The sequence below is a fragment of the Winslowiella toletana genome (genome assembly GCF_032164335.1).
Lineage (GTDB): Bacteria > Pseudomonadota > Gammaproteobacteria > Enterobacterales > Enterobacteriaceae > Erwinia > Erwinia toletana_A.
Map to the genome: position 1 here is coordinate 144,145 of NZ_CP134152.1, position 26,750 is coordinate 170,894.

Below are 26,750 nucleotides of genomic sequence, written 5' to 3' on the forward strand. Positions count from 1 at the left end.
GAGATCTCGCTATGCTGACGAATAAGCTCTATTACTACTGCGAAGAGATTGCCATCGTCAACCAATGGGTTTATGAATAACACTATGTACCTTAAGAGAAAGTGACGGTTTTATGCTGAAAATTCTGGGAAGAGCGTCATCGATTAACGTCAGAAAAGTACTGTGGCTGTGCGACGAACTGGATATCGATTTTCATCGTGAAGAGTGGGGCGAAGGGTTCAAATCGCCTCATGAAGCAGAATTTTTAGCCCTTAATCCGAATGCAATGATTCCGGTGATTCAGGACGATGATCTGGTGATGTGGGAATCGAATGCCATTATTCGCTATCTGGCGAACGCTTATGGCGGCGAATGGCTCTATCCCCAGCAGCCACGCGCCCGTGCGCCGGTTGATCAGTGGATCGACTGGCAGGCCACTGAACTCAACACGTCATGGCGCTATGCATTTATGTCGCTGGTGCGTAACTCGCCTGCGCATCAGGACCCAAGGTTACTGGCCGCCGCCTGTAAAGGCTGGTCGCACACCATGGGCATTCTGAATAAACAGCTGGAAAGAACCGGTCGCTATGTTGCGGGGCGTCATTTTTCGCTGGCGGATATTCCGGTCGGCCTGTCGGTTAACCGCTGGTATGAGACGCCGCTGGATCATCCGAGTTTGCCCGCAGTGCGCGCCTATTACGAGCGTCTGACCGAGCGCAGCGGCTATGCCACCTGGGGACGTAACGGAACGCCCTGAGATTTAACCGATGCCCGGCGACAGGCCGCTCATCTCACAGGCCAGCGCGCCGGTACGTTTAATTGCGTAAGTGTAACGCTCATCAAACGGGTAGCAACAGGAGAGTCGCAGCGCGTTATTACAGCGTTCACTTAGGGTATAGAGTGCGCCTGGCGTAACGCAGATTTTCTCCTGGAGCAGACGGTGGAACAGCGCAATACCATCGACATTACCCGGTAGCTCAACCCAAAAGACAAAGCCGCCCTGCGGCAGGGTGGCGCGTGTACCTTGGGGGAAGTGGCGAGCAATCAGACCACGCGCTTCATCCAACTGACTGATATAGCGACGGCGCAGACTGCGCAAATGATGATCGTAACCACCCGACTCAAGGAAATGTCCCAGCGTTTCCGAAAGCAGTATCGATTCTGACATCGATGACACCGCTTTTAATCGCGCAATCTCCGCGCTGAAGCGACCTGCTACTATCCAGCCGACACGGAAATCCGGTGCGAGCGTTTTGGTAAAGCTGGAGCAGTAAATCACCCAGCCATCGCGATCAAAGGCTTTTACCGCAGGTGATAGCGGCGTGCAGAACTGTAACTCGCCGTATAACCCGTCTTCAATCAGCGGAACCTGGTAGTGATTAACCAGCTGCGCCAGTCGCTTTTTATCTTCCAGTGACATGCTGCAACCCAGCGGATTCTGCACGTTCGGCATGGCTATCAGCGCCGAGATGCGTTTCTCAATTAACAGCATTTCCAGCGCATCCAGCGACAGTCCACGCTGTGGATCGGTGGGAATTTCAATCGATTTTAGTCCGAGGCTGGCGAGCAGCGGAAACAGGAAAAAATAGGTCGGAGTCTCCAGTCCGACACAGTCTCCCGGTTTAGTCAGGGCGCGTAGTGCCAGTTGCAGCGCCTCCATACAGCCGTGGGTCAGCGTAATATCGTCAGCAACCAGTGCCATGCCGGAATCCATCGCGCGTCTGGCGACCTCCCGGCGCAGGCGCATGCTGCCAGGCGGCATGGCATAGCGACCAATCATTCCCGGCTGGCGGCGCAGCAGTGAGGCCATAATGCGGCTCAACCTGGCCGCCGGATAGAAATCGCCATTTTGCGGGCAGGCCAGTGAAATATTGGTGTAGTCAGGATGATTTTGTGCGGCAAAAACGGTATCAATAAGATCCAGTTTTTCACTGCTCGGTGACGAAACTTGTGCACGGTGCTTACTGGCTTTGGTCACGGACGGCAGTACCCCACGGACAAAATACCCCGACTGCGGTCGCGCTTCTATCAGGCCGCGATCTTCAAGGATCCGCCAGGCATTTAACACCGTATTGACGCTAACCTGATGTGAACCTGCAACCCGACGAATCGCCGGTAATCGGCTGCCAGGAGGATAAGTGCCATGATGAATCGCTGTGGCAAAGGTTTCGGCCAGCTGATGATAGAGCGTCGTTTCCTGTGGTTCGATGATGGACACAATTTCCTCCTGACCTGATGGTTACAATGCGTTCATTTGTCAGATTGTACTCAATACAATAGTCATTTTGTGTATCTGTTACCATCACGCAGTAGTTTTTACACTGGTGCTCTGATAATTCATAAACAGGTGCACCATGCTCGATCCCTCATTTTTCAGTTATGTCACCGTAATGTCGATCACACCCGGCCCAAATAACCTGTTGCTGGCAACGTCAGGGGTTAACTTTGGCCTGCGGCGGACGCTGCCAATGGTTTTCGGTATTTTAGTTGGCTGTGCGATACAAACCATGCTGGCTGGCTTACTGCTGGAGGTGTTACTGCACTGGATGAGCCAGGTGCGTTTGCCGCTGACTTTGCTCGGCTGTACTTATCTGCTCTGGCTGTCGTGGAAACTGTTTCGCTCATCGGCACCGGAAATGCGGGCCAACGGTCGGCCCATGACGCTGATTGGCGGCGCACTGTTTCAGGCAGTAAATCCCAAAGCCTGGCTGATGGCGACCAATGTTGCCTTGTTGTACAGCGCCAGCAGCGGAGTATTAACCGTGATGGCAGGTTTTATGCTGCTTAATCTACCCTGTATCCTGGTCTGGGCGGTGATGGGCGATCGTTTACGTCATCATCTGCAAATACCGTGGAAGCTGAAGCTGTTTAATAGCGTAATGGCGTTGTCGCTGGTGGCTACCACACTATGGATGCTGATTGAGGCGCTGCAATATTAATGGCACATCTGATAAAAAGCCCTCATCGCAAATGAGGGCAGGTTGGTTTACTGTCTGATTAAGCGCGGAACTTCAGGAGTTTCTTCAAAATTGCTGCGGAATGGATTAATATCTAAACCTCCTCTGCGCGTATATCTGGCAAAAACAGTTAATTTATCGGGACGGCAGTAATGGTTGATATCATTAAAAATTCGTTCAACGCACTGTTCGTGAAATTCATTATGCATTCTGAATGAAATCAGATATCGCAATAGTTTTTCTCTGTCTATCCTGTTTCCTTTATACTTAATTACAACGCTTACCCAGTCAGGCTGATTAGTCACCAGACAATTAGACTTTAACAGATTAGAAGAGAGTGACTCATAAACATAGTCGCCGGAAGTGGCGTCAGAAAGATATTGAGGATTAAAGTCATAATCATCGATCTGTATGTCAAGATGATCAATGCACTCTCCCGGAAGTGAGGTGGTTAATAAGGGATAATGATTGAGGTGAGGATAAATTTTAACGCTAACCTGACCGTTGGCGGCCTGGGATAAGTCTTTTTTAAGTGCTGCCGAAACATGATCCGGCGTATCAAATTTGCTTTGATTAAAACTATTAAGATAGAGTTTAAAAGATTTCGATTCGATCAGATTACTGCTGGTTGCCGGAATAATAAACTCGGCAATAGCAACAATCGGCTTACCGCGCGGATTTAACCAGGAAAGCTCGAATCCAGTCCAGAGATCAAAGCCTGAAAATGGCAAGTTGTCTGGCTTAATATCAATTTCATCCCGGCCATAAGCTCTTGGCAGAGATTCCAGTAAATCGGGTGAGTAATACTGAATATATTCAGTGTTTTTACCGAGCAGGGTGATTCCTTCGTTACTTTTCACAGGCATTCCTTTTTTGTGCGTTAATATATCTACTGAATAACTCACGAGCTGCATAGATCGGCCCGACACCGATGATGGCGTAGGCTAACTTTATGATAAATTGTGAAATGATCATGGTTTGTATGGTTTCTGTACTCAGTACGTTATAAAAAGCAAGAGTACAGAATATAATACTGTCTATAGCCGAAGCTATCACCGTACTGGTAATCACCCGGATAAACAGAAATCTGGAATTAGTCAGCTCTTTTATTTTACATAACAGTAAGGAGTTTATATTTTCTGAAATCAGATAGGCACAGCTTGATGCAAACAGCACGGCGATAATGCTTTCGACAAACTCACTGTAGGATTTATTCAGATCCCATTCGCTCAGGCCCGGCAACAGACTGGTAGCCCATAATCCGGTAACAAATAAGATATTGGCGATAAAAGAGATAAGAATGGTTCTTCTGGCCATTCTTAGTCCGAAAAATTCATTAAGGATATCAACGAAAATAAATGTTAAAGGGTAAAAGAAAATGGCCGGTGGAACTACAAAATTGACCAAGGGAATGTGGATGGGTTTGACCCCACTTATAGTACAAAGAATGTAAATCACACACATGGTCACACTGATTATCAAATAAGCATACCATGATCTTTCATGCCGATCCGCCAGGTCGTAAGAGGTAATGGTATTTATATCACCATATAAACGGCGATAGAGAGCTTTAAGCTCATTGCGATTAAAGTCATCGGTAATTATGCTATTATCCAGCTCCTGTAAGTCAATATTGAGATGCTTGCCTGTTGCAAGTACCATAATATTGGCTTTTATGGTATCCGCGCGACTAAAACCCAATAGTTTGTATTTTTTATTGCAGTCCATTTAATATTTATCCTTAAATATTTAAACTACATTTCATTCAAACTCACTCTTTCTTCAATAATCGAACCCAACAGCATCTCGCCATATTGCTGCATATGCTTTCCATAATTATTGTTTTGTCTAAAAAAGATTCCATCTTTTTCTGAATGGAAGAGTCCCAGCTGTTTATTTGATGGCGGGCTGTGACGTCTTATAATAAGTGTGTCTCCAGGGAAAAAGAGATTTTTTATTTTATCTTCTACTTTTAATGCCACCATATTAGACACGTCACCAAAGTACCATGTTACCGGATACTGAGTGGCCAGAAATCCGACTCTCTGTTTAAAACACGACAAAAAAACCGACTGCGGTATCACCGGAATTGCCGCGGGATTTTTATCTCCTTCAGGCGATAACATTTTTTCAATGAACTCAATCTGCTCTAAATCGTGATTTTCAATGACATCACAAGTTACGCCAAAGAAGTCAGCAATACGGGTAATGGTAGAGTGCTGGACGTTATCTACCTTACCCTCAAGGATTTTATATAATGTTGCACGCGTTACGCCGGTGCGGTTAGCAAACGACACCTTCGTTTCACCCCGACTTCGCATAATATAATCTATATTGTTGATTATATTATCCTTTCTCTGAGAGCCAGATACTTTCATAGATTAGCTTTCCCTGCTCTAAATTGAGTCGCCTTAGCATATAAATATTTCTAATGGCTGTCCATGTTCCAGAGGGCCAGTGGTGCATATAAAGAGCTAAAATAACGACTTAAATTCATTTTCCAAAATATAAATAAACTATTTAACTTATTGTTTATAATAATTAAAATAAAATAGTGTACATTAATGAATTCAAAATGACTCTTTTTCGGTTGACTTTGCCCCCTCTGAGGAATTAATTTCTCTTCATAGTTTCGGTGCGTTATCGGTTTGTCTGGCGACAAATTACTGAGTAACAATCTCTAAGCAATAGCTATTACCTCTGATTTTTACGCTGTATTACTACGATTTTATCAGGAGATAAAATGAATGGAGTCACTTCGCAAGACTGGCATCGGGAAGATATCCTTGCTGCCGTCAGAAAGAAGAAAAAGTCGCTTGCTGCTCTGTCGAGAGAAAATGGTCTGTCATCAGGTACGCTGACTAACGCATTACAAAGGCCCTGGCCGCGTGGGGAAAAGATTATCTCTCACGCCATTGGAGTCGCACCTGAAGAGATATGGCCCAGCCGATATCTGAATAAAATTTAATAAATTAATATTTATTTTCATAGCCTTACATAACAGCTTGTTTTGCGGTTATCTCTTTGCTCCACACCAGGGAAATTTAGATTTTTATTTTGCTGAAGATGCTGGCTGATAAACGCCAGGCTGAATTAAAGAATCTGGCTAAAAAGTCTGACAGCGAGCTTGATTACCGCGGTATTCCCCTTCGGTAAGGCGCGGCTTAACGCTCTCCTGCGTAAGGAATTGCCGCGTGAGTTAAAGGGCAAATAATGTCTACGAAACAGGATTATCGCAAAAAAAAACGGCGGCATAATTGCCGCCGTTGTTCAGACAAGCTGACTTATCGACTAGTTCTGCGCTGCCGCGGCGGGTGCTGCTGCCGGAGCGTCGTTAGCGTTTGAATCGTCGTTCGCCGCTGGGGTCATTGGCGTGTAATCAAGCTGCAGAATACGGCTGGTATCACCCAACTCTTTTTCTGTCGCGGCAACGTTACCATTCAGTTTCTGGCCGTAAGAAGGGATGATCTCCTTCAGTTTAGCCTGCCACTCTGGCGTAGCGACTTTGTCTTTAAACACTTTGTTCATCAGATCCAGCATGATAGGTGCCGCAGTTGATGCGCCAGGTGAAGCACCGAGCAGTGCGGCGATGCTGCCATCCTGCGAGGAGACCACTTCGGTGCCCAGGCGCAGTACGCCGCCTTTCTCGGCATCTTTCTTGATGATTTGCACGCGCTGGCCTGCAATCACTAAATGCCAGTCCTCTTTCTTCGCGTCCGGGAAGTACTCTTTCAGCGCCTCGTAACGATCGTCATCAGACAGCATCACCTGGCTGATCAGGTATTTCACCAGATCAAAGTTATCCATGCCAACGTGCATCATCGGCATCACGTTAGAGGTGGTGATGGAACCGAACATATCCCACAGTGAACCGTTTTTCAGATACTTAGTGGAGAAGGTAGCGAACGGACCAAACAGCAGAACCTGTTTGCCATCCAGTACGCGGGTATCGAGGTGCGGAACGGACATTGGCGGCGCGCCAACGGAGGCTTTACCGTACACTTTCGCCAGGTGACGTTTTACCACTTCCTGGTTTTCAGTGACGAGGAATTCGCCGCCAACCGGGAAACCGGCATAGTTTTTCGCTTCAGGAATACCTGACTTTTGCAGCAGTGGCAGCGCTGCGCCACCGGCACCGATAAAGACGAATTTCGCCTTAATGGTTTTCTCTGCGCCATTATTTTTCAGATCAGCGATGGTGACATTCCAGCTACCGTCGTCATTACGCGTGATATCGCGCACTTCGTGGCTGGTCTGCAGATTAAATTTGTCGCTTTTTGACAGTGATGCCACTAACTGACGGGTGATCTCGCCAAAGTTAACATCAGTACCGATGGTAATGCGCGTCGCGGCAACTTTCTGATTAGGATCGCGACCTTCCATCACCAGTGGGATCCACTGTTCAATTTGCTGATGATCTTCTGAGAATTCCATTCCGCGGAACAGCGTGCTCTGCTGCAGTGCGGCATAGCGCTTGCGCAGGAACTCGACGTTATCGTCGCCCCAGACAAAGCTCATATGCGGAGTGGTGTTAATAAAGCTGCGTGGATTTTGCAGCACGCCTTTCTGTACCTGATAAGACCAGAACTGACGTGAAATCTGGAAGGATTCGTTAATCTCTACGGCTTTGGAGATATCAATCGAACCATCTTCTTTTTCCGGCGTGTAATTCATCTCAGCCAGCGCTGAGTGGCCGGTACCGGCATTGTTCCAGCCGTTAGAGCTCTCTTGTGCTACGCCATCAAGACGTTCGACCATCTCAATGGACCAATTCGGTTCAAGTTCATGCAGATAAGTCCCCAGAGTGGCACTCATAACTCCGCCGCCGATCAGCAATACATCGACGTTCTTTTCTTGTTCTGCAACTGCTTGTTTGCTAAAGCCAAAAGCATTCATACACAGCGCGAGAATTAATGCTGTTTTGCGCATTATGCGACATCTCCAACCGTTGATTTCTCAACATTTCTTTGCAGGCGATAGAGTTCCAGCTTCTGATGAGCGGTTAATCTATTTCCACCACGATAAAAAGGACACTCACGAGTAAAGCAACATAAAGCGTCATTTTGCTTAACTGCACGTTATACATGCGAGCAGAAATATAACATTCCTGAAATTAATTTGAACAATTTGTTTAAAATTTAAAATATGTAGCGGGATTTTGACGGGCTGAAACGATAAGGCTGAAGAGGGTATCAGCCTGAAATGTTAACAAAAATTGCTTTCAAAAGATTATCGACAGCGGATCAGTCGCGCGGCGCGCTGTCCGGTAATTTTCGCGTACTGATAGCCAGCCGGTTATAGGTATTCATCAGGCCAATCGCGATAGTCAGATCAATAATCTCTTTTTCGCTGAACTGAGTAGCCAGTGACGCATATAATGAGTCAGGCGCGCCTTGCGTTGCGATTAATGTCAGGCTTTCGGCCCACGCCAGCGCTGCTTTCTCTTTTGCGCTGAACAGCGTGCCCGACTCATGCCACACCTGCGTCAGCACGATTTTATCCCAGCTTAAGCCCGCTTTGTGCAGCGCTTTAGTGTGCATATCGATACAGTATGCACAGCCGTTAATCTGTGAAACGCGCAGGAACACCAATTCGACCAGCTCATGCGCAAGGCCGCTTTGCGAGACATAGCTGTAAACCGCGCCGAGTGCCTTCATGCCTGCCGGTGCAACCTGAGAAAAATCAATACGTTCGCTCATTATATCTCTCCTGCCATCATTAATGTTGGGTTAGCCTTGTGGCGTTGATGAGTATTCTCTTCTCTGTGATGGAATAGAAAAAGTGCCAGGAATTGATAAAAATAGTGGTCCATTCAGAATCAGCGTTAATCGCGATGCGCGTAGCGGATTAACCGAGCAGATTCGCAGTGCCATTACTCAGGCGATCGGTGAAGGACGATTAAAACCGGGGGCGCGAATGCCGTCCTGCCGCGACCTTGCCGCGCAGCTTGGCGTTGCGCGTGGCACTGTGCGAAGCGCCTACGATATGCTGGCTGACAGTCAGTTGCTGGAAGCGAAAGGTGCGGCCGGAACCTTTATTACCCAATATCCGCCGATCACAATTTCAAACTCCGTGCCATCCGTGCCATCCGTGGCGCTGACGCCACTGCCGGATATCGTCTGTGACTATGATACGCCGCCACTGACCTTTCAGATGGGCGTACCGGCAACTGATGCCTTTCCGGCCAGCGTCTGGTCACGTATTCTGCAACGCCATGCACGTAGTAGTGCCACCCAGCCAGTCTGTTATCCCGATCCGCGTGGTAGCCTGGCACTGCGTCAGGAACTGGTGGCGTACCTGGCGATGTCGCGTGGCGTTAACTGTCAGGCAGCGCAAATCATTATTACTAACGGCTACGCCGGTGCGCTGGGGCTGATCTGTCTGGCAATGGGTTTTCGTGACGCTCAGGCGTGGATTGAGGAACCGGGCTACTTACTGGCCTGTAAGGCGCTGGGATTAGTCGGTATTGAGCCGGTGCCGATTGCGGTTGATGAGCAGGGCATCAGGGTGAGTGAAGGGATACAGCGTGCGCCTGCCGCCAGCTTCGCGCTGGTGACTGCCGGGCAGCAGTCACCGCTGGGTATGGCACTTTCGCCGGAGCGTCGCAGTGAGCTGTTGGCATGGGCACAGGAAAATCACCGCTGGATTATTGAAGATGACTACTTAGGCGAGTTGCAGCTTAGCAGCCGCGCGGCTCCGGCGCTGGCTTCAAGAGACAGCGCCGGGCGGGTCATCCATATCGGCACGTTCAGCAAAACGCTCAGTCCCGCGCTGCGCCTCGGTTTTGTCGTCGTCCCGCTGGCGCTGGCTGCGCGCTTTGGTGATATCGCGGCGGCAATGGCTCCGGCATCGGGTGCTGTATCGCATAACGCGGTGGCGGAGTTTCTGCGTGAGGGTCACTTTTTACGCCATTTGCGCCGCATGAAGCGCCTCTATGCCGAGCGAATGGAGAAAATGATGCAGGCGCTGCAACCGCATTTTCCCCAGCTCCGGCGCGGCGGGCTGGCGGTTATCGTGCAGCTACCGGCGGGAATCGCCGACCGTATCATTGCTCGTGAAGCGCTGGCCTGGGATATGGCTCCCTCGCCGCTGTCAGCATGGTTTCAGCGTGATGAGCTGCGCCAGTATGGCCTGATATTAGGGGTGACCAATATGCCAGGCGACGGCTTTGAACAGTGCGCGCAAAAACTGCGCCAGTTAGTTGACGCACATTTGCCGGTGGTTACTTCTCCAGGGTCTGATTGACGCGCTGCAACATCCAGGGATAGAACGGATTGGATGAGATACGCATCAGCATATCAAGGCTGACAATCAGCACCGAGCGTTCGCCGCGCGGCGTCAGGCTGCCAAAACTGACGCCAAATTCTTCTGGTTTGTCCGGGTAGCGGCCATACAGCGAGTCGCTAAGTGGGAACGGCAGCGAGACGTGCGACAGTGAATAGATATCCGTCGGATATTTCACCCCCAGCGGCTCGGTCACCGAGACGGTTTCACCGGCCAGCGTGCGTATAGCGACAGCTTCACTGCTGGTGTGGGAGGCGCTGGTGATCAGTGTAGTAGTGTAACGCCTTGGAGGGGGCGGTAGTAGGTGTTCACTTGCATGCAGTGAGCTGCTGCGCATTAACGGTGACAGGCGTACCGACTGATTCACATCAAATAACACCAGTTCGCTGCCGTTAGCCGGTAACTGATTGTATAACGCATTGATTACCGCAGGCGTACTGACGGTGGCATCCGCTACCGACTGGAAGGTCAGTACCGGAGGCAGTCGGTTTAAGCCATCAGCGCGCGCAAAATCGAGAATTTCCTTCTGTAGTGCACGGGTTAACAAATAAGACTGCCGCGCAGCTTTTACCGGAAATGAATTGTATTTAAATGGATTAAACTCCGGCAGGATGCCGAGCCACGCGGTGCGGGCAAATGCCGGTAACAGTGAAGGCAGCCCGGCCAGTCCGGCATAACGGGCATAGCCGCTGACGCCAATCATTGGTGAAATCAGAACCAAACGCTGCGGTATCACCAGCCGTGGATCATCCAGCGCGTCCAGCGCATATTTCATTGCCAGCGCACCGCCATTGGAAAATCCCATAATATGCAGTGGAGCATCGGCCGGAACCCGCTGGCGGGCTTCACGCACTGCCAGCCGCGTGGCCGCCATCCAGTCTTCCCAGTTGACGCGCGTCAGTCCGCCCGGCACGGTGCCGTGTCCTGGCAGACGAATAGCGACAGCAACAAAGCCGTGCTGCTGATAATTTTCCGCAAAATGACGCAGGCTGTAAGGCGAGTCCGTCAGGCCGTGCAGCAACACTACCGCACCGCGTGGTTTTCCTTCTGGCAGCAAGATATAAGAACGGTTCCAGTCATGGGCAAAGCCGGGTGGATAAACCGGACTTTTCGCGGCGTAGCGATTGAACGTTTCCGGCTGATCGTCACTGAGTTTGTCAGTGACGTTGGCTTTTACTGCGGCAAAAACACGGTTTTCATTTTCTGCCCACGTAGCCCAGTTGGCTCTGTCCATCGCGCTGGCGCTCAGCTCTTCCGGTACATAGGTGTGCCACAGCTCAAGATCTGGCCCGCGCTCTGTCACGGTAATACGTATTGCCAGCAGCACAATTGCCACGATGACAAACGAAATGATTGCGCGTTTCAGCCAGGTCCTGGTCCGTTTTAACATCGTGATTTTGTGCCTTTAGCGATTAAATTTTAAAGTACCGGCGATAAATATAGCGGATAACAAAATACTCAATAGCGCCTAATAACAGAAACCACAGGCAAAATACCAGCGTGTACAGCTGGCCAATATCCTGCAAATGGAAGGTTGCCATCAGCGATTTAGTCAGCTGCACGCCAAACCACGGTGCCGGCAGCAGCAGGGCTGACAGAAAACCGAGCATCAGGATGCCCATTGGGATCAGAAAGGTTTCAAAGGTGCTTTTCATGCGTTCAGACTTGTTCGCTAAAGTGAACCGGCATTGTCAGATAATATTCCTTCAGATTCAATATTCATGCCCGTGCCAGCAGGCTGCGCATCTTCTCAGGCATTTCCAAAGATAACGCTTTGATCTGTATAGGGCCAGCGTCGTCTGGCCCACAGAATTCAGCAACGGGCAAGTTAGCCTGCGTTAAAATGTATAGCCAAGGCTATACTCAAATCCATGATTTTATTGTCTTTTTATCTGCACCACTGCGTGATAGCATGCGCGCTCTTTTGGAAAGTTCGCACAATTTTGACGAAAAGCAGGCTTTTAATTTCGTCAGCACGCAGTCGGTATAACAACAATGAACGTTTACGCCACACTGATTCTTGCATTTGCTATGTCAATGGATGCTTTTGCCGCTGCAATGGGTAAAGGCGCCGCGCTGCACCGCCCGACGCTGAAAGAAGCGATTCGTACCGGACTGATTTTTGGCACGGTTGAAGCTTTAACGCCGTTGATCGGCTGGGCCATCGGCCTTGCGGCCAGCCAGTATATTATGGCGTGGGATCACTGGGTGGCTTTCACCCTGTTATTTATTCTCGGTGCGCGGATGATTGTTGAAGGTTTTCGCCGCCCGCAGCAGGAAGAGTATCAACAGCCACAGCGCCACGGCTTTTTACTGCTGGTCACCACTGCGATAGCGACCAGCATCGACGCCATGGCAGTTGGTGTGGGTCTGGCATTCCTGCAGGTCAATATTGTGGCAACCGCACTGACCATTGGTGCTATGACGGCCTTTATGGCGGCAAGCGGGATTTTATTAGGCCGCTTTATTGGCCCGGTAATGGGAAAATGGGCTGAAGTGGTCGGGGGTGTGGTGCTGATTGGTATTGGCTGTAGCATTCTGGTGGAACATTTAGAGCTGCTGGGCTAAGTGCAATTAAAACGTCTTATATTACTGAGCTGGCATGATTTTCTGCCGCATTCGGCGGCGAAACTTCACCCCTGATTAGTCAGTATTGCGGGCAGGCGTGCTGCCCGCAACAAGGCTTATTACGACTTATTTTTGCAGCGCATTCAGCTCAGTGCGTGCCTGGTTCAGCTCCTGCTGAATTTCACTCAGGTCAGACTGCTTTTCGGCTAACTTGCGTTGGTATTTAGCGATTTTTTGGCTATCACCTTTGGCTTTCGCTGCGCTCAGGTCTGCCTCAACCTCAGCAACATCATCATTTTTTTCAGCCAGCTTTTTCTCCAGCTTATTCACGTCTTGCTGTGCGTCAGCCAGCACGCTTGCAGGAGTGCAGTGCGCTTTCACTTCCGCCAGCGCTTTTTTCAGTCCGGCGACTTTATAGGTATTGCCATATTGTTCAGCGATGCTGATCTCTTTTTCCAGAGCTGCGCTTTTCGCGGAACAACTTTCTGCTGCATGCGCAGAAGCGAACATACCAACTGAGGCCACAACGGCCAGAACGGATACTAATTTTTTCATCATCTTTTTCCTTAATTGATGAGTCGCCGGAGCCAAATGCTACGGCAAGTTTTGCAGGCTAAAGAGTCGTACAGATGCGCCCTCATTTTTTTGAAAAACATTCCCTGCGGGCAGGCATGGATGGTGGTGGGCGCAAGCTGATAAGTCAACACTAATCAAATGGTCATTAACGTTGAATCCGGCTGTTCAGGTAAGATTTTGTGATCTACTTCAAATAAATTTGCCTGAAAAACGTGCGGATTGTATAATTTTTTGCGTTATTAAACAAAATTTGAACCAGGTGGCACCATGAAAAAATTCTTTAAATATGTATTCCGCACCTACGTTGAAGCTTATAAGCACGTACCGCCGGGCGCACTGCACTGAGTTTTCATCCCGAAACCGGTCAGCTAAGAACCCTCGATAGCCACGGTTAAGGATCGACCGATGGTTATCAAACCTCTGCTTTTCTCCCTGTAAATTCTCTCTTCTTGCTATTTTTCCCTTATCAGGCAATGTATTAGTTAAACCAGTCTGGCTATCCCTACAGGCGATTTAACCGGAGATGATGATGAGTCAACACGTTGCTGCTCTGCTGATTATTGATATGCAAAATGGTTTGGTAAATGGTGAAAAGACGCCCTGGGCCAGAGAAAGCTTACTTAATAATATTAATAAGCTGATCGCTAAAGCGCGCGAAAGCCAGCAAACCATTATCTTTGTGCAGCATACCGGGCCGGATGGAACGATTCTGGCGCAAGGCAGCGAGATGTGGCAGATCGCGCCCGAATTGCAGCGGGAAGAGCACGACAGCTATCTGACCAAAACGCGGCCAAGTTGTTTTTACCAGACGTCGTTAATGAGCCTGCTGGCAGAGAAAGGTATCAAAAAGCTGATAGTGTCGGGAATGCAGACGGATTACTGTGTCGATACCACCTGTCGTGCTGGCCGCGATCTGGGTCTGGACACCGTGTTGGTCAGTGATGCTCACAGTACTTTCGCTAATGGTGTGCTGAGCGCTGAGCAAATCGTGGCTCACCACAATAAGCTGCTTTCGGGTCCATTTGTTACTTTACTGACAAGCGATGAAGTGAGCTTTAAGCGCTGATGAAAGCTGGCGACAGTGCTGCCGCCAGCCGGTTACAAACTCAGAGTTTCGTATCGATAATCGGGTCGCGAACGACAAACAGGTAGGACATCGCACCCAGCACCGTGACGCAGGCACAGATGGTCAGTGCCAGACTGAACGAGTTAGTGGTGTCAAGGATCCAGCCGGTGACTACCGGGGCGAATGAGGCAAAGACAAAGCTGGCAAAGTTCTGGATGCCACCGACTGACGCGGTCATCCGCGAGTTAACCGCCACGTGAATCAGGCCCCAGCAGGAGGTGCCGGCAAAGTGGATGCAGAAGAGCGCCATACCAATTAACACCACCGCACTGCCGGTGTTGTCGGCGCGCACCACCACCGCAGTAAAGGCGGCAGAGAACAGCATACCGGCGACAATACAGATTTTGCGGGTTTTCAGCGGTTCCATGCCTTTGCGCACCAGCGCATCGACGACAAAACCATTCAGCAACATACCAGCAGCGCCAAACAGGAAAGGTATCGCGGACAACAGGCCGGTGCTTTTTAAGTCGAGGTTATACGTGGTTTGCAGATAACCCGGTAACCAGGCCAGATACAGCCAGGCAGTGTAGTTAATGCCGCTGAAGCCAATCATCATCCCCCACATGGTGCGGTTTCTGAACAGTCCACGCCACTCGCGAAAACTCAACGGTTCTTTGCTGGCGCGGACGCTGCCCGCCTCCAGATAATTAATCTCTTCCCTGGTCAGAGTGCTGTTATCGCGGTTGCGATACAGCATGTACCAGCCCACCGCGAGGAACATCCCCAGTACCCCGATAGTGACAAACATGCCGCGCCAGCCCATTACCAGCATCATTGCCGCAAGGATGGGTGGGCTGATCGCCAGGCCGACGGTAGAAGCGGCGTTGAAAATCCCCATCGGCATGCCGCGATCTTTGATATTAAACCAGTCGTTGATCACTTTAACGCCACACGGGTTCATCGGCGCTTCACCAATACCCAGCCCGATGCGCACCAGAATAAATTGGGTGAAGTTATGTACCAGCCCGGACAGCGCCTGGAAAAATGACCAGACAAACATGCCGATACCCAGCATGATGCGCGGCCCTTTGCGGTCCAGCAGCGCGCCGCAGGGCAGCTGAGCAATGCCGTAGGCCAGTGAAAAAGCAGACAGCAGAAAGCCAATTTCAGTGGCGCTCAGGCCCAGCTCACCGCGAATCGTCATATTTGCGACCGACAGTGAACTGCGGTCGAGATAGTTGATGATGGCCGCAAGGAACAACAATATCATTGCGGTGGTCTGAATCTTTTTGATCCGTGGCGATCGTAAAATCGCGCCGCGAGCAGGCACGAAATCAACGGGATCGGCGCCCTTAGCGGTACTGGCTTCGTTACCGGTTACGCTGCGACTATTTTCCATTACTCACTCCCGGAATATGTAGAGTTTTATTATTTTGCATCGGCAACCTCACCAGAGGGTCGGTTGCCAGTCGGGGTTTGGGGATTAACAGATCAGCAGACTAGAGGGCAAAAATTGAGCGTGTTACGAGGTTGTTTCATTTCCGTGCGACAGCTAATGCTTTGCGGTTTTTTATCGGTACTTAATCGCTTTTTCTGGCGACAGGATGAAAAAAACGCTGCCGCAGACTCAGTTGTACTGATTAATTGAGCGAATCATCGATTGCTTGGCGGTAGACAGATGGCGATGCAGTTCACAGTGCGCGTCTACGTCATTGCGGCTCAGCATCGCGGTGAGAATCGCCATATGTTCTTCCAGCGCAACGATATTGCGTGATTTTAAATCGCTTTCATCCCACTGATAATGTGAATGAAAAATGACCGATATAATTTCAAGAGACTGATTGAAGAAGGGATTATTTGCCGCTGACAGAATCAGTGAGTGCATCTCTTTATCCAGCTGGGCAAACATGCGGTAACTGCTGGCAATGGTATCGCGCATCTGGCGATGGCGATCGAGCAGATCTCTGGCCTGCATCCAGCGTCCGTCATCGCCAGGCAGATTCATAAAGCGATTAAGCGCGTGCGTTTCCAGCATTTCGCGCAGCTCAAACAGTTTTTCCGCATAGTTTTGATCGAATTTTTTCATATGCCAGTAGCCGCGCCGCACCTGTTCAATCAGGTCATAGCGGCAGAAGCGCAGTAAAAACTCCCTTACCACCACCGGGCTGACCTTTACCGACTGTGCCAGCTTAATTTCCGAAAACGTGTCGCCCGCTTTCAGCTGGCGCTGATTAATCATCTGGAAAAAAGCCTGTTCAAACAGTGTGGTCTGTTTATCCACCGGTGGATAAAGCTCGCTAAAACCGTCCTGCTCATTGGGCTGACGGGCAATCAGATAGCATCCGGCAACGTTCTCCAGCACGCCACATTGCTCAAAATGCGCCAGCGTATGGCGCACGGTGGTCCGGCTGATATTAAACATTTCGGCCAGTGCCGCCTGCGGGGGCAGCGGTGAACGGATATGCCGATGCACCATGGCGTCAATCATCTGATTGATCACGTTCTGACGAAGTTCCAGCGATCGGCTCATGGTGTCTCCCGGTTTTTTTAAGCTATTAAAAACCACATGAAGACCAAAAAATCAGTCGACGGTCACAGTTCTGCACTGATGAAATTTCCGCGTCGTTTTTTTACGCCATAACAGCGCACAGACAACAGGAGATTAGCCATGACGATGATGAACACGCTGGTATGCCCGGAACCGAGAAAAATGGTTTATCAGCAGGTTGAGAAACCGACCCCGAAAGCGAATGAAGCGCTGATCAAAATCATCGCCGCAGGAATTTGCGGCACCGATATTCATGCCTGGGCAGGAAATCAGCCGTTTTTCAGCTATCCACGCGTACTCGGTCATGAGCTGTGCGGCGAAGTCGTGGCGCTCGGCAGTGAGGTGAAGCATCTGCATATTGGTCAACGCACGGCGCTGATTCCTTATGTGTCCTGTTTACGTTGTGGTGCTTGCCGCAGCGGTAAAACCAACTGCTGCGAAAATATTTCGGTAATTGGTGTTCATCAGGATGGGGGGTTTGGCGACTATCTCAGCGTGCCTGCGGCGAATCTGCTGGCGGTTGACGATCTACCGGCGGAAACCGCGGCGCTGATCGAGCCTTTTGCTATCAGTGCCCACGCGGTGCGCCGCGCCGGATTGCAGCCGGATGAAGATCTGCTGGTGGTGGGTGCCGGGCCGATTGGCCTGGGTGTGGCGGCGATAGCCAAAGCGTCAGGAGCGAATGTCATCGTCGCCGACACCAGCGAGTTTCGTCGTCAGCATGTTACCGACACGCTTGGTTTACCGGTGCTGAACCCGCTCGACGCGGATTTCGAAATGGCACTGCGTCAGCATTGCTCCGGCATGCTGGCCGCGAAAGTGATAGATGCTACCGGTAGCCCACAGGCGATGAACAACACCATCAGCCTGATTCGGCATGGTGGCACGATTGTGTTTGTCGGGCTGTTTAAAGGCGATTTGCAGTTCTCTGATCCGGAGTTCCACAAGAAAGAGACCACCATGATGGGCAGCCGCAATGCCACGCTGGAGGATTTTACCCGGGTCAGACAATTGATGGGCGAAGGTAAAATCACCGCCGGTATGATGTTGAATCAGCACTTCGAATTTGCCAGTCTGGCTGACGTGTTTGAGGAGCAGGTGATTAACAACCGGCAGTTAATTAAAGCTGTGATTCACTTCTGAAGCCGCGTTAAGCCTCGCGATACTTCAGTTTATCGGCCTCGGTAATTTCACGCATCACCCGGCAGGGATTACCGGCGGCCAGCACATTTGGCGGCAGATCTTTAGTCACTACGCTGCCGGCGGCAATTACGCAGCCATCGCCAATCGTCACGCCCGGCATCACTGAGACGGCTGCGCCAATCCACACATTATTGCCGATAGTGATAGGAAAAGCGTATTCCAGCCCTTGATTACGGCGCCCGGCATCCAGCGGATGCCCGGCGGTATACAGACCAACGTTCGGCGCGATAAACGCGTTATCCCCAATAGTGACTTTCGCGCCATCGAGGATCACCAGATTCATATTGGCGTAGAAGTTTTCACCGACTTCGATATTAAAACCGTAATCACAGTAAAATGGCGGTTCAAACAGGAAGTTTTCACCGGTCTTTCCCAGCAGGGATCGCAGCAGCGCCGTGCGCCCGGCACCGTCACGCGGATGCGTATGGTTGTAGTCAAATAACTTCGCTTTCGCTTCTTCGCGCTGACGCAAAACTTCTGCATCGTAATTAGCGTCGTACAGCAATCCTGCAGCGGCTTTTTCCATCTCTTTCATGAGTGAAACCTGGTTTTCAGCTGAGTAATGCTTCACAGTTTAGTTTTAGTTACACCCAGCGCAACTATACTCTCTGGCAGACAGATTTGAGGATGTTTCAATGATGATTAAATCTTTGCTGGCGGTAGTGGTAGGGGGCTCGGTAGGCTGCGTACTACGCTGGCTGATTTCAGTACGCTTTAACCCGTTATTTCCCAATCTGCCGCCGGGAACGCTGATCGTTAATCTGGTGGGCGGGTTTATTATCGGTATGGCGCTGGCGTATTTTATTAAAAATCCGCAGCTTGATCCGGCATGGAAATTATTGATCGTGACCGGCTTATGCGGCGGCATGACCACTTTTTCAAGCTTTTCGGCAGAAATTATGACGCTGTTGCAAAGCGGTAATTATCTGTGGGCAATGCTCAGTGTTATGACCCATGTCATTGGTTCGGTGCTGATGGCGTTTGCCGGGTTTGCAGTGATCACGATGCTTTAAATAGCCGTTTTAATGGGGCGACGTTCTCGCCGCCCGTCATTTCAGATTTATTTCAGACAGTCAGCAATAAACTGAGCGGCGGTTTGTGCGCCCTCGGCGGAAATAGAGTGGCCGGTTGTTGGTTCAATCTGGGTTTTCACCTGCACGCCTGCAGCGATCAGCCGTAGCGCGGCAGATTCACTTTCCGCCCATGGAATCACCGTATCAGCCTGACCGTGAATCAGTAGTGCTGGCGTCTGCTTCGTCGGCGTCAAGGGTTCAGGTGAAGCCAGTCGCCCGGAAAATGCCACCACGGCGGCGACCGGCCAGCGTCCGGTTACCAGCGCATCCAGCGCCATAATCGACCCCTGTGAAAAACCGACCAGCACTACGCGGTGCAGTTGCTCACTCATCTGATGGGCTTCAAGAATACTCTGTAGTTTAGCGTCAAAGGCTTCACGCGCCTCAGCCACCCGCGCCGGACGATTCTGTTCGGTAATGCCGTTCAGGCTAAACCATTGGTAACCGCCGCCATGCTCAAAGTGAAACGGTGCATCAGGTGAAGCAAAGATCGCGCCGGGTAATGCCGGTGACCAGTGGTTGCCTAAACCCGCCAGATCGTCGCCGTTACTGCCGACACCGTGCAGCATAATGATTAAACTTCTTTCCATCTCTACTCCTGAATACGAATTTCTCCACTTCACGCTTGAAGAAGAAGTCAGTGACTCAACATAATTACGCTGTTCATCGTCCAGATCAACTGACAGCGCCAGCGGCGATTAATCCGCTTTACGATAAGGCAGAGCGTCGCGCGCCTCAACGATCCAGTCGGCAACCCCGGCACGCTCCTGCCGGAGAAAATCATCCACCGCCGCACGTAAACCGGGATGACACAGATGATGCCATGAGCGGGTTAACGTGGGCTCAAATCCTCTGATTAGCTTATGTTCGCCCTGCGCACCGGCGTCAAAATGGCTGAGCCCGGCGGCGATGGCATATTCCATCCCCTGATAAAAACAGGTCTCAAAATGTAGCCGATCGAACTCGGCTATCGATCCCCAGTAGCGGCCATAAAATGTGCTGCCGCTGACCAGGCTGAAGGCCATTGCCAGCGGTTGTCCGCGCAGTTGTGCCAGCACCACGCGGATATTCTCCGGCATCCGCTGCGCCAGCAGGCTAAAAAATTCTCGCGTCAGATAGGGACGTTGCCCGCGCACCGCATAAGTATTGGCATAGCAGGTGTAGATAAAATCCCATTGATTTTCCGTCACCTGCGCACCTTCCAGCCAGATAAATTCAATGCCGGATGCCGCCACCTGCTGGCGCTCTTTACGCAGTTGTTTACGTTTGCGCGACAGTAAACTGTCGAGGAAATCCTGGAAGTCGCGGTAACCGCAATTGTGCCAGTGATACTGGCAGCCATGGCGTTCCAGCCAGTCTGGCTGGGCCGCCAACAGGCCATCAGCCTGCGCATCGGTAAAATTGATATGTGCGCCTGACAGACCGTGGCGTAACAGATAGTCGGGCAGCTGCGCCAGCAGCTGGCTGGCCGCCCCCGCATCACCCAGAACTCTGGCTCCTGTCACCGGACTGAACGGAATCGCTCCCAGCCATTTCGGATAATAAGCAATACCAGCACGATGGCAGGCGTCGGCCCAGCCATGATCGAAAACGTATTCACCGCGCGAGTGGCTTTTACGATAGCCGGGAATCGCCGCGCGCAGCGAGCCCTGCTGATACCACAGCAGATGTTCAGGCTGCCAGCCGCTGTGCTGATTCAGGCAACCGCTTTCTTCCAGCGTCGAGAGAAAAGCGTGGCGCAGAAACGGATTATCATCCGGCAGCAGCGCGTCCCATTCGGCGGCGGGCAGTGCTGACAATGAGGTCAGGCGAGTGACAGACATCAACAGGCTCCGTGGGCGTGAAAAGTCGAGTGTAATGCAAGTCGGCAGTGGCTGTCCGGGATAATCAGCGCCCGGAAGGGGTTAAAAACAAGCCCTCAGTCCATAAAGTCCATAATTGAAATATTTAAGTCACTTGTAATTTGTGACATTCATTCCGGCTATTAACTTGTTAAGTTGCTTATTTGTCGGGTTTGACTCTACTCTCAGCGCAAGAGTAGCCGCGTGTTTCTCTGCCGACACTCCCGATATAAATGAAACGTAAGTTCCAAAAATAGTGATTACGATAGATTTTCATCTGCCTCGCGGAGAATCATAATGAAATTTGCCCAAAAATTACTGCTGGCTGCTGCACTCAGCTGTTCCGGTTCGGCCGTTGCCGAAACCATCGGTGTCTCTATGGCCTATTTTGATCAGAACTTCCTGACTATTATTCGCCAGTCGATTGATAAAGAAGCAAAAGCGCGCGGGCTGGAGGTGCAGTTTGAGGATGCGCGCGGCGATGTCGGTCGCCAGACCGATCAGGTGCAGAGTTTTATCAGTGCTGGGGTTGACGCGATTATTGTCGATCCGGTGAATTCGGCGGGTACGCCAGCGATAACCAAACTGGTACATCAGGCAAATATTCCCCTGGTGTATGTCAACCGCACGCCCGGTGATGTGAAACTCCCTGCCGGTGTCGTGTTTGTCGGTTCGGATGAGAAAGAGTCCGGCAAAATGCAGATGGAAGCGCTGGCGAAGCTGGCAAATTATCAGGGCAACGTGGCGATTATGATCGGCAATCTGACCGACGCCGGAGCGGTGCAGCGCACCAAAGATGTTGAGCAGGTCGTGGCGAAGTACCCGAAAATGAAGGTAGTGCTAAAACAAACCGCCAACTATTCGCGTAACGAAGGCATGGATCTAATGCTTAACTGGCTGACCAACGGTGAGCAGATCGATATTGTGGCCGCCAACAATGATGAAATGGCGATTGGCGCGATTATGGCGTTGCAACAGGCGAAAAAGACCGACGCTAAAATTTTGGTTGGCGGCATCGACGCCACGCCGGACGGCCTGAAGGCGCTGGCTTCCGGCAAAATGCAAGTGACGGTATTTCAGGACGCGGTTGGTCAGGGCAAAGCCTCAGTGGATGTTGCCCAGCGTCTGATTAAAGGCGAAAAACTCGAGCCTTACTACTGGATTCCGTTTGAGCTGGTGACCAAAGAGAATATGCAAAGTTATATCGACAAACAGTAATCAGCTGCGGCCAGCAGAGCATTCTGCTGGCCGTTAGTTCTCATCAGCCTGCATCTGTAATGCCATGGCGCTGGCCGGATCAAATAACGACAGGCTCTCAATCTGATCGAGCAGGATAACCTTACGAAACGCCATCGCCGATTTAGGCTCTGAGATCAGCGTAATATCATGTTTTGCATACCAGGCACTGTAATTATGCTCGACGCAGAGTTCCAGTGATTTACTGTTGCGATAACCGCTCAGCATGGGGATCAGTACCAAATTATTGGCGGTTGAGTTGTCAAAAGAAGCTGTATGGATCATGCCGATGTAAATACGCCGGGACTTCAGCGTTATCCACGCCAGCTCACCCTCTTCCATACACTGATACAGTATTCCTTCCACGCCATTGGCGCGGGTCAGGCGCTTATACAGTCGTTGCCTGCCGCTGCTGCTCAGCCGTGCACTGGGCGCCCAGTTTGAGCGATATAAACAGAACAGTATCGCAAATGACAGCATCACCACCACCGGGGCCTGAATGCCGAGAAAACTCCAGTTCATAAATTCAATCTGGTAATGGTGATGTTCAAAGCCGGAGAACTGTGGCAGCGTATTAAGCGTGGCCGACACCGTCAGCAATATCAGCCAGGTCAGGCCGGTCGCGATCACACCTTGCAGTACAAAGATGCAGCCGTACAGCGCCACCAGAAAGTAGACGTCCCAGCCGAAGGAGCGTTTGATTTTAAACCGGGTAGAGAGGTCGCGGCTGGTGTACCAGTAGCCGCACACCATCAGCACCATAAATATCGCGGTACCCATCTCAAGCCCTCTTCAACGTGTTAACGTGCTCGTCAAAATCACGTTGCACCTCTTCGCTAAGGATATTCACCGTAGCGTTGCCATCTTCGTCGATAATGATGCGTTCGCCATCGGCAATCGACTCTTCAATATCGCTACGATTTAATACCTGCAATAACTTTTCCGGGCTGGAAAACAGTGAGCGAGCCAGTCTGAACATAGATATCTTCCCTCTTTTGAACGTTAAGTGTAGAGCGTCTGCGGGGAAGGGACAGGAAGATAATTCTGCATTACAGGGTTTAAACGCCCGTTCAGCGCCTCGGCTGCACGGGCAGGGGATCGGTAATTATCGCTGGAGTAATCGTCAGTTTTATCAAACTTGATTATTCGGCATCTTGCCGTTCGCGGCTTGCCAGCAGCCATGCCTGACGGCGATTCTCCAGCGGCGTGACGGTAATACCGTGTACCACAATACTGGCAACGACCAGCGTAAACGCCATATCGATCATCCGTTGCGCATCCGCGCCTGCCAGCCCGTGCATTGAGGCAAAAGCGATATAGTTGATACTGCCAATGCCGCGAATGCCCAGCCAGCCAATCAGCAATCGCCGCATGCGCGGCATGCCGGTGCCGATAGTCATCAGGTATACCGCCGCCGGACGAATCAACAGAAACAGTATGGCCGCAATCAGTAAACCGGTCAGATTCCAGTGCAGGGCAAGAGTGACGCCGAGAATCAGCACCACGCCCGCCGCCAGTAGCCGCTCAATGGTATCGCCAAATGATAACGCATCGCCAACCACCAGACCGACAGACTTGGTCAATCCGGCACCGGTGTGACGCTGGCGCTGATTGATATCGACCAGCATTTCCGCTGGCGGATAGCGATCGTCTTCCGGCATATTTTCCGGCGGATGGCGCATCATCACCCGCAGTTCCGCGCGCCGCAGGCCGACGCCTGCGGCAAAAGTAGCCAGAAATCCGGAGGCATCTACCGCCTGCGCCGCCGCATAGCTGAGGGCGATCAACGCCAGCGCCAGAAAGTCATTTGGCGCAATATCCTGATGTGCGCTGCGCAGATGAGTTGTCAGTACGCCAATCAACCGGCCCATACCAAAGCCGATGGCAATTCCCCCGGCCAGCGCCCAGATGACATCGACCGCAGCCCAATGGGCAAAGTCACCGAACGAGAGTGGCTGCTCACTAACTATCATCATCATCGCCAGCATCAGCAGTGGCAGCGCGGAGCCGTCATTCATGCCGGCCTCACTGGAGAGCGCCACGCGCAGCGAGTCATTATCGCGTGCGTCATTAACCGAAATCAGGCTGGCCAGTACCGGATCGGTCGGCGCGACAATCGCACCGAACGCCAGCGACAGCGGCCAGTCAAAATGGGCGAGAAAGTGCGCCACTACCGCCACGCCCGCTACCGTCAATAACATCGCCGGAAAAGCCAGCCGCATGCCAACGCGCCAGTCTGGCGCTCGCAGCGGCAAACGCAGCTTAAGACCGGTAATAAACAGCGAGGCCGCCATCGCAATTTCGGTGATATGTGAGGCCAGCGTGGCGTGTTTGACGATATCGATGCGTAACAGATCCAGTACCCACGGGCCGCAAATAATACCGGCCGCCAGATACAGGCCAAAGGAGGTGACCGGACCGCGAAGGATCCACCCTGATGCTAAAGACATTAAAAGTAGCAGACCGCCAACCGCGGCGGTCCAGCCCAGAAAATCCATAGTGATTATTTCCTTTCTACAAGAGTTAAAGCGGAAAAACGGCACACTAAGCCTGGCATATTGTGGATAAGTCGCTATTTCATTGCGTAACGATCGGTCCCGGTACGCTGTGGAGGTAAAGTGAGGTAAATTTCCTGCTTCACACCGTCGTTGCTGTTGAAAGAGATGAGAAATCATCAGTTATACTGTGCGCTGTTTAATTTCTAAGTGGATGCTATGGAACGTTTCGCAGAAAATCTTATGTATGCCTCTCGCTGGCTGTTGGCACCGGTCTACATCGGCTTATCCCTTGGCCTGCTGGCGCTGGCGATCAAGTTTTTTCAGGAAGTTTTCCACCTGTTGCCGCATGTACTGACCATTGCTGAGAATGATTTGGTATTAGTGCTGCTGTCGTTAATTGATATGACGCTGGTGGGCGGTTTGCTGGTCATGGTGATGTTATCCGGTTACGAAAACTTCGTTTCCAAACTGGATATTGATGAGGGCAAAGAGAAGTTAAGCTGGCTAGGCAAAATGGACTCCGGTTCGCTTAAAAATAAGGTCGCCGCGTCGATTGTCGCCATCTCTTCAATTCACTTACTGCGGGTGTTTATGGATGCGCGAAACATTCCCGACAATAAGCTGATGTGGTACGTGATTATCCATCTGACCTTTGTGCTTTCGGCATTTGTCATGGGCTATCTCGACAATTTGTCACGCAAGGATGCCAAAAAGTCACTCTGAAACCGGTCATTTTTGTCGGGTCGCAGATTTGTATCCTGCCTAATATCATGAGAGGAGCCGAAAACGGCTCCTCTTCAGTATCCATTTGAATTAACGTCATTTTTATTCCCACCTGATTCCCCACTTAACAAGGCCGCCGCCACGACATGTCGCCCCGCTCAGTGTGAGATTGATCACATCTGCTACGCTTAATAGTACGTTAAGCATAACGATGAAGGAGCGCACCATGAGTGATCACCACAAGACATCAGCTAAATCGCTACTGACCACTGACTACCCGGCTCCGCCTTTTGAGCGCCAGCCGCAGCCGATTCCAGGACTCGCCAGCAAAATGATCCCGGTGCCGGATCATGGTGAAAAAAGCTATCGCGGCTCGGGTCGTCTGGCCGGCAGAAAAGCGCTGATTACCGGCGGTGATTCCGGTATTGGCCGCGCGGTGGCGATTGCCTATGCACGCGAAGGTGCTGATGTGGCGATAAACTATCTGCCAGAAGAAGAGTCCGATGCGGCAGAAGTGATTGCGCTGATTAAAGCCGAGGGGCGTAAAGCGATTGCGATTCCCGGTGACATCACTTCCGAAAGTTTCTGCAAAAGTCTGGTTCACCAGGCCGCTGAACAGCTCGGTGGTCTCGATATTCTGGTTAACAACGCCGGACGCCAGCAGTTTGCCGAGTCGATTCGCGATCTCACCACCGAAGCCTTCGATGCCACTTTTAAAACCAACGTCTATGCGATGTTCTGGATAACCAAAGCGGCGCTCGACTATCTGCCGCGCGGGGCATCGATTATCAACACCTCTTCGGTTCAGGCGTTTAAACCGAGCGAAATTCTGCTGGATTACGCGCAGACCAAAGCCAGCATCGTGGCCTTTACCAAATCGCTGGCGAAGCAGCTGGGGAAAGAGGGCATCAGGGTAAATGCCGTTGCGCCTGGACCATACTGGACGCCATTGCAGTCCAGCGGCGGGCAGCCACAGGAGAAAGTGCAACAGTTTGGTGAATCTGCTCCGCTGGGGCGTCCTGGTCAGCCTGCTGAAATCGCGCCGCTGTATGTCACGCTGGCCTCAACGGAAAGCAGCTACACTTCAGGCCAGGTATGGTGTTCTGATGGCGGTACTGGCACGTTGTAAATTCACTGGCCGTTACGGCGGCCTGCTTTAAAGATTGGGAACAGTATCAGAACTGCCCGACCGACTTTT

At 51.1% G+C, this 26,750-nt stretch carries 29 protein-coding genes; 12 read left to right on the top strand and 17 right to left on the bottom strand.

Annotation, left to right across the window (positions count from 1 at the left end; translation table 11 throughout):
- Positions 1-112 precede the first annotated feature (112 nt).
- Positions 113-736: a glutathione S-transferase family protein gene (locus RIN69_RS00600; RefSeq protein ID WP_313854870.1), complete on the top strand. Its 624-nt coding sequence runs from the start codon at positions 113-115 to the stop codon at positions 734-736.
- A 3-nt stretch (positions 737-739) separates the two neighbouring features.
- On the opposite strand, the gene RIN69_RS00605 is transcribed toward RIN69_RS00600, so the two are convergent.
- On the bottom strand, positions 740-2,197 hold the full coding sequence (locus tag RIN69_RS00605) for an aminotransferase-like domain-containing protein (protein ID WP_313854872.1): 1,458 nt from the start codon (positions 2,195-2,197) through the stop codon (positions 740-742).
- A 136-nt stretch (positions 2,198-2,333) separates the two neighbouring features.
- Between RIN69_RS00605 and RIN69_RS00610 the strand changes: the two genes are divergently transcribed.
- Positions 2,334-2,918 carry a LysE family translocator gene (locus RIN69_RS00610; RefSeq protein ID WP_313854873.1) on the top strand — a complete coding sequence of 195 codons (585 nt, stop codon included), beginning with the start codon at positions 2,334-2,336 and terminating at the stop codon, positions 2,916-2,918.
- A 47-nt stretch (positions 2,919-2,965) separates the two neighbouring features.
- Here RIN69_RS00610 and queF read toward each other — a convergent pair whose 3' ends face one another.
- The 3 genes from queF to RIN69_RS00625 are packed head-to-tail and all read right to left on the bottom strand — an operon-like array spanning position 2,966 to position 5,314.
- The gene (queF, locus tag RIN69_RS00615; RefSeq protein WP_313857845.1) at positions 2,966-3,802 is read right to left on the bottom strand and encodes an NADPH-dependent 7-cyano-7-deazaguanine reductase QueF; all 837 of its coding nucleotides are present in this window, start codon (positions 3,800-3,802) and stop codon (positions 2,966-2,968) included.
- The gene (locus tag RIN69_RS00620; protein WP_313854874.1) at positions 3,786-4,664 is read right to left on the bottom strand and encodes a queuosine precursor transporter; all 879 of its coding nucleotides are present in this window, start codon (positions 4,662-4,664) and stop codon (positions 3,786-3,788) included. The genes queF and RIN69_RS00620 overlap by 17 nt, the downstream gene beginning before the upstream one ends.
- A 26-nt stretch (positions 4,665-4,690) precedes the next feature.
- Complete coding sequence (locus RIN69_RS00625) at positions 4,691-5,314, bottom strand: helix-turn-helix domain-containing protein (protein WP_313854875.1); 624 nt, start codon at positions 5,312-5,314, stop codon at positions 4,691-4,693.
- 365 nt (positions 5,315-5,679) lie between these two features.
- Here RIN69_RS00625 and RIN69_RS00630 point away from each other — a divergent pair, with 365 nt between their 5' ends.
- Positions 5,680-5,904 (top strand): helix-turn-helix domain-containing protein, encoded by a 225-nt coding sequence (locus tag RIN69_RS00630; protein WP_313854877.1) that lies wholly within the window; start codon positions 5,680-5,682, stop codon positions 5,902-5,904.
- Between the two features lie 323 nt (positions 5,905-6,227).
- Here RIN69_RS00630 and RIN69_RS00635 read toward each other — a convergent pair whose 3' ends face one another.
- Positions 6,228-7,865: a malate:quinone oxidoreductase gene (locus RIN69_RS00635; protein WP_390902479.1), complete on the bottom strand. Its 1,638-nt coding sequence runs from the start codon at positions 7,863-7,865 to the stop codon at positions 6,228-6,230.
- A 314-nt stretch (positions 7,866-8,179) separates the two neighbouring features.
- Positions 8,180-8,635 (bottom strand): carboxymuconolactone decarboxylase family protein, encoded by a 456-nt coding sequence (locus RIN69_RS00640; protein ID WP_313854878.1) that lies wholly within the window; start codon positions 8,633-8,635, stop codon positions 8,180-8,182.
- A gap of 82 nt (positions 8,636-8,717) precedes the next feature.
- Between RIN69_RS00640 and pdxR the strand changes: the two genes are divergently transcribed.
- Positions 8,718-10,181, top strand: coding sequence for a MocR-like pyridoxine biosynthesis transcription factor PdxR (gene pdxR, locus RIN69_RS00645; RefSeq protein ID WP_390902481.1), 1,464 nt, complete (start codon positions 8,718-8,720; stop codon positions 10,179-10,181).
- Here the strand turns inward: pdxR and RIN69_RS00650 are convergent.
- Together RIN69_RS00650 and RIN69_RS00655 are read right to left on the bottom strand one after the other, a co-directional pair.
- A complete protein-coding gene (locus tag RIN69_RS00650) occupies positions 10,159-11,610 on the bottom strand; it encodes an alpha/beta hydrolase (RefSeq protein ID WP_313854879.1) in 1,452 nt (483 codons plus the stop codon). The two genes, pdxR and RIN69_RS00650, sit on opposite strands and share 23 nt — an antisense overlap.
- A 22-nt stretch (positions 11,611-11,632) precedes the next feature.
- Positions 11,633-11,875, bottom strand: a complete 243-nt coding sequence (locus RIN69_RS00655; protein ID WP_313854880.1) for a DUF1158 domain-containing protein — start codon at positions 11,873-11,875, stop codon at positions 11,633-11,635.
- Between the two features lie 340 nt (positions 11,876-12,215).
- Between RIN69_RS00655 and mntP the strand changes: the two genes are divergently transcribed.
- Positions 12,216-12,788 (top strand): manganese efflux pump MntP, encoded by a 573-nt coding sequence (mntP, locus tag RIN69_RS00660; RefSeq protein ID WP_313854881.1) that lies wholly within the window; start codon positions 12,216-12,218, stop codon positions 12,786-12,788.
- A gap of 126 nt (positions 12,789-12,914) precedes the next feature.
- Here the strand turns inward: mntP and RIN69_RS00665 are convergent, their stop codons facing one another.
- Positions 12,915-13,346, bottom strand: a complete 432-nt coding sequence (locus RIN69_RS00665; protein WP_313854883.1) for a DUF1090 domain-containing protein — start codon at positions 13,344-13,346, stop codon at positions 12,915-12,917.
- A gap of 285 nt (positions 13,347-13,631) precedes the next feature.
- Here RIN69_RS00665 and azuC point away from each other — a divergent pair, with 285 nt between their 5' ends.
- Both azuC and RIN69_RS00670 read left to right on the top strand, forming a co-directional pair.
- Positions 13,632-13,709: a stress response protein AzuC gene (gene azuC / locus RIN69_RS22885; RefSeq protein ID WP_390902558.1), complete on the top strand. Its 78-nt coding sequence runs from the start codon at positions 13,632-13,634 to the stop codon at positions 13,707-13,709.
- Between the two features lie 178 nt (positions 13,710-13,887).
- The gene (locus RIN69_RS00670) at positions 13,888-14,430 is read left to right on the top strand and encodes a cysteine hydrolase family protein (RefSeq protein ID WP_313854885.1); all 543 of its coding nucleotides are present in this window, start codon (positions 13,888-13,890) and stop codon (positions 14,428-14,430) included.
- A gap of 40 nt (positions 14,431-14,470) precedes the next feature.
- Here RIN69_RS00670 and RIN69_RS00675 read toward each other — a convergent pair whose 3' ends face one another.
- Both RIN69_RS00675 and RIN69_RS00680 read right to left on the bottom strand, forming a co-directional pair.
- Positions 14,471-15,829, bottom strand: coding sequence for an MFS transporter (locus RIN69_RS00675; protein ID WP_313854887.1), 1,359 nt, complete (start codon positions 15,827-15,829; stop codon positions 14,471-14,473).
- Between the two features lie 228 nt (positions 15,830-16,057).
- On the bottom strand, positions 16,058-16,960 hold the full coding sequence (locus RIN69_RS00680; protein WP_313854888.1) for a GntR family transcriptional regulator: 903 nt from the start codon (positions 16,958-16,960) through the stop codon (positions 16,058-16,060).
- Between the two features lie 138 nt (positions 16,961-17,098).
- Between RIN69_RS00680 and RIN69_RS00685 the strand changes: the two genes are divergently transcribed.
- Complete coding sequence (locus tag RIN69_RS00685; RefSeq protein ID WP_313854889.1) at positions 17,099-18,121, top strand: zinc-binding alcohol dehydrogenase family protein; 1,023 nt, start codon at positions 17,099-17,101, stop codon at positions 18,119-18,121.
- Positions 18,122-18,128: 7 nt separating this feature from the next.
- On the opposite strand, the gene RIN69_RS00690 is transcribed toward RIN69_RS00685, so the two are convergent.
- Entirely contained in the window at positions 18,129-18,716 is a 588-nt protein-coding gene (locus tag RIN69_RS00690; RefSeq protein WP_313854890.1) for a sugar O-acetyltransferase, read from the bottom strand.
- Between the two features lie 103 nt (positions 18,717-18,819).
- Here RIN69_RS00690 and crcB point away from each other — a divergent pair, with 103 nt between their 5' ends.
- On the top strand, positions 18,820-19,194 hold the full coding sequence (gene crcB, locus RIN69_RS00695) for a fluoride efflux transporter CrcB (RefSeq protein WP_313857848.1): 375 nt from the start codon (positions 18,820-18,822) through the stop codon (positions 19,192-19,194).
- A 47-nt stretch (positions 19,195-19,241) separates the two neighbouring features.
- Here the strand turns inward: crcB and RIN69_RS00700 are convergent, their stop codons facing one another.
- Both RIN69_RS00700 and RIN69_RS00705 read right to left on the bottom strand, forming a co-directional pair.
- A complete protein-coding gene (locus tag RIN69_RS00700; RefSeq protein ID WP_313854892.1) occupies positions 19,242-19,844 on the bottom strand; it encodes an alpha/beta hydrolase in 603 nt (200 codons plus the stop codon).
- A 108-nt stretch (positions 19,845-19,952) separates the two neighbouring features.
- A complete protein-coding gene (locus RIN69_RS00705; protein WP_313854893.1) occupies positions 19,953-21,077 on the bottom strand; it encodes a GNAT family N-acetyltransferase in 1,125 nt (374 codons plus the stop codon).
- Positions 21,078-21,392: 315 nt separating this feature from the next.
- Here RIN69_RS00705 and RIN69_RS00710 point away from each other — a divergent pair, with 315 nt between their 5' ends.
- Positions 21,393-22,313, top strand: coding sequence for a sugar ABC transporter substrate-binding protein (locus RIN69_RS00710; RefSeq protein WP_313854894.1), 921 nt, complete (start codon positions 21,393-21,395; stop codon positions 22,311-22,313).
- Between the two features lie 33 nt (positions 22,314-22,346).
- Here the strand turns inward: RIN69_RS00710 and RIN69_RS00715 are convergent, their stop codons facing one another.
- The 3 genes from RIN69_RS00715 to RIN69_RS00725 form a co-directional block, all read right to left on the bottom strand.
- Positions 22,347-23,111, bottom strand: a complete 765-nt coding sequence (locus RIN69_RS00715; RefSeq protein ID WP_313854895.1) for a hypothetical protein — start codon at positions 23,109-23,111, stop codon at positions 22,347-22,349.
- Position 23,112: 1 nt separating this feature from the next.
- Entirely contained in the window at positions 23,113-23,310 is a 198-nt protein-coding gene (locus RIN69_RS00720) for a hypothetical protein (protein ID WP_313854896.1), read from the bottom strand.
- 163 nt (positions 23,311-23,473) lie between these two features.
- Positions 23,474-24,829 (bottom strand): cation:proton antiporter, encoded by a 1,356-nt coding sequence (locus RIN69_RS00725; RefSeq protein ID WP_313854898.1) that lies wholly within the window; start codon positions 24,827-24,829, stop codon positions 23,474-23,476.
- Between the two features lie 216 nt (positions 24,830-25,045).
- Between RIN69_RS00725 and RIN69_RS00730 the strand changes: the two genes are divergently transcribed.
- Positions 25,046-25,552, top strand: coding sequence for a TIGR00645 family protein (locus RIN69_RS00730; protein WP_313854900.1), 507 nt, complete (start codon positions 25,046-25,048; stop codon positions 25,550-25,552).
- Positions 25,553-25,778: 226 nt separating this feature from the next.
- Positions 25,779-26,681 (top strand): SDR family oxidoreductase, encoded by a 903-nt coding sequence (locus RIN69_RS00735; RefSeq protein ID WP_313854901.1) that lies wholly within the window; start codon positions 25,779-25,781, stop codon positions 26,679-26,681.
- Positions 26,682-26,750: the final 69 nt, after the last annotated feature.

Excerpts from the sequence above, each read along its gene's own strand:
- RIN69_RS00600 (WP_313854870.1), top strand. The coding sequence starts at position 113 with ATGCTGAAAATTCTGGGAAGAGCGTCATCGATTAACGTCAGAAAAGTA.
- RIN69_RS00610 (WP_313854873.1), top strand. The coding sequence starts at position 2,334 with ATGCTCGATCCCTCATTTTTCAGTTATGTCACCGTAATGTCGATCACA.
- queF (WP_313857845.1), bottom strand. The coding sequence starts at position 3,802 with ATGCCTGTGAAAAGTAACGAAGGAATCACCCTGCTCGGTAAAAACACT.
- RIN69_RS00620 (WP_313854874.1), bottom strand. The coding sequence starts at position 4,664 with ATGGACTGCAATAAAAAATACAAACTATTGGGTTTTAGTCGCGCGGAT.
- RIN69_RS00625 (WP_313854875.1), bottom strand. The coding sequence starts at position 5,314 with ATGAAAGTATCTGGCTCTCAGAGAAAGGATAATATAATCAACAATATA.
- RIN69_RS00630 (WP_313854877.1), top strand. The coding sequence starts at position 5,680 with ATGAATGGAGTCACTTCGCAAGACTGGCATCGGGAAGATATCCTTGCT.
- RIN69_RS00635 (WP_390902479.1), bottom strand. The coding sequence starts at position 7,865 with ATGCGCAAAACAGCATTAATTCTCGCGCTGTGTATGAATGCTTTTGGC.
- RIN69_RS00640 (WP_313854878.1), bottom strand. The coding sequence starts at position 8,635 with ATGAGCGAACGTATTGATTTTTCTCAGGTTGCACCGGCAGGCATGAAG.
- RIN69_RS00650 (WP_313854879.1), bottom strand. The coding sequence starts at position 11,610 with ATGTTAAAACGGACCAGGACCTGGCTGAAACGCGCAATCATTTCGTTT.
- RIN69_RS00655 (WP_313854880.1), bottom strand. The coding sequence starts at position 11,875 with ATGAAAAGCACCTTTGAAACCTTTCTGATCCCAATGGGCATCCTGATG.
- mntP (WP_313854881.1), top strand. The coding sequence starts at position 12,216 with ATGAACGTTTACGCCACACTGATTCTTGCATTTGCTATGTCAATGGAT.
- RIN69_RS00665 (WP_313854883.1), bottom strand. The coding sequence starts at position 13,346 with ATGATGAAAAAATTAGTATCCGTTCTGGCCGTTGTGGCCTCAGTTGGT.
- azuC (WP_390902558.1), top strand. The coding sequence starts at position 13,632 with ATGAAAAAATTCTTTAAATATGTATTCCGCACCTACGTTGAAGCTTAT.
- RIN69_RS00670 (WP_313854885.1), top strand. The coding sequence starts at position 13,888 with ATGATGATGAGTCAACACGTTGCTGCTCTGCTGATTATTGATATGCAA.
- RIN69_RS00675 (WP_313854887.1), bottom strand. The coding sequence starts at position 15,829 with ATGGAAAATAGTCGCAGCGTAACCGGTAACGAAGCCAGTACCGCTAAG.
- RIN69_RS00680 (WP_313854888.1), bottom strand. The coding sequence starts at position 16,960 with ATGAGCCGATCGCTGGAACTTCGTCAGAACGTGATCAATCAGATGATT.
- RIN69_RS00685 (WP_313854889.1), top strand. The coding sequence starts at position 17,099 with ATGACGATGATGAACACGCTGGTATGCCCGGAACCGAGAAAAATGGTT.
- RIN69_RS00690 (WP_313854890.1), bottom strand. The coding sequence starts at position 18,716 with ATGAAAGAGATGGAAAAAGCCGCTGCAGGATTGCTGTACGACGCTAAT.
- crcB (WP_313857848.1), top strand. The coding sequence starts at position 18,820 with ATGATTAAATCTTTGCTGGCGGTAGTGGTAGGGGGCTCGGTAGGCTGC.
- RIN69_RS00700 (WP_313854892.1), bottom strand. The coding sequence starts at position 19,844 with ATGGAAAGAAGTTTAATCATTATGCTGCACGGTGTCGGCAGTAACGGC.
- RIN69_RS00705 (WP_313854893.1), bottom strand. The coding sequence starts at position 21,077 with ATGTCTGTCACTCGCCTGACCTCATTGTCAGCACTGCCCGCCGCCGAA.
- RIN69_RS00710 (WP_313854894.1), top strand. The coding sequence starts at position 21,393 with ATGAAATTTGCCCAAAAATTACTGCTGGCTGCTGCACTCAGCTGTTCC.
- RIN69_RS00715 (WP_313854895.1), bottom strand. The coding sequence starts at position 23,111 with ATGGGTACCGCGATATTTATGGTGCTGATGGTGTGCGGCTACTGGTAC.
- RIN69_RS00720 (WP_313854896.1), bottom strand. The coding sequence starts at position 23,310 with ATGTTCAGACTGGCTCGCTCACTGTTTTCCAGCCCGGAAAAGTTATTG.
- RIN69_RS00725 (WP_313854898.1), bottom strand. The coding sequence starts at position 24,829 with ATGGATTTTCTGGGCTGGACCGCCGCGGTTGGCGGTCTGCTACTTTTA.
- RIN69_RS00730 (WP_313854900.1), top strand. The coding sequence starts at position 25,046 with ATGGAACGTTTCGCAGAAAATCTTATGTATGCCTCTCGCTGGCTGTTG.
- RIN69_RS00735 (WP_313854901.1), top strand. The coding sequence starts at position 25,779 with ATGAGTGATCACCACAAGACATCAGCTAAATCGCTACTGACCACTGAC.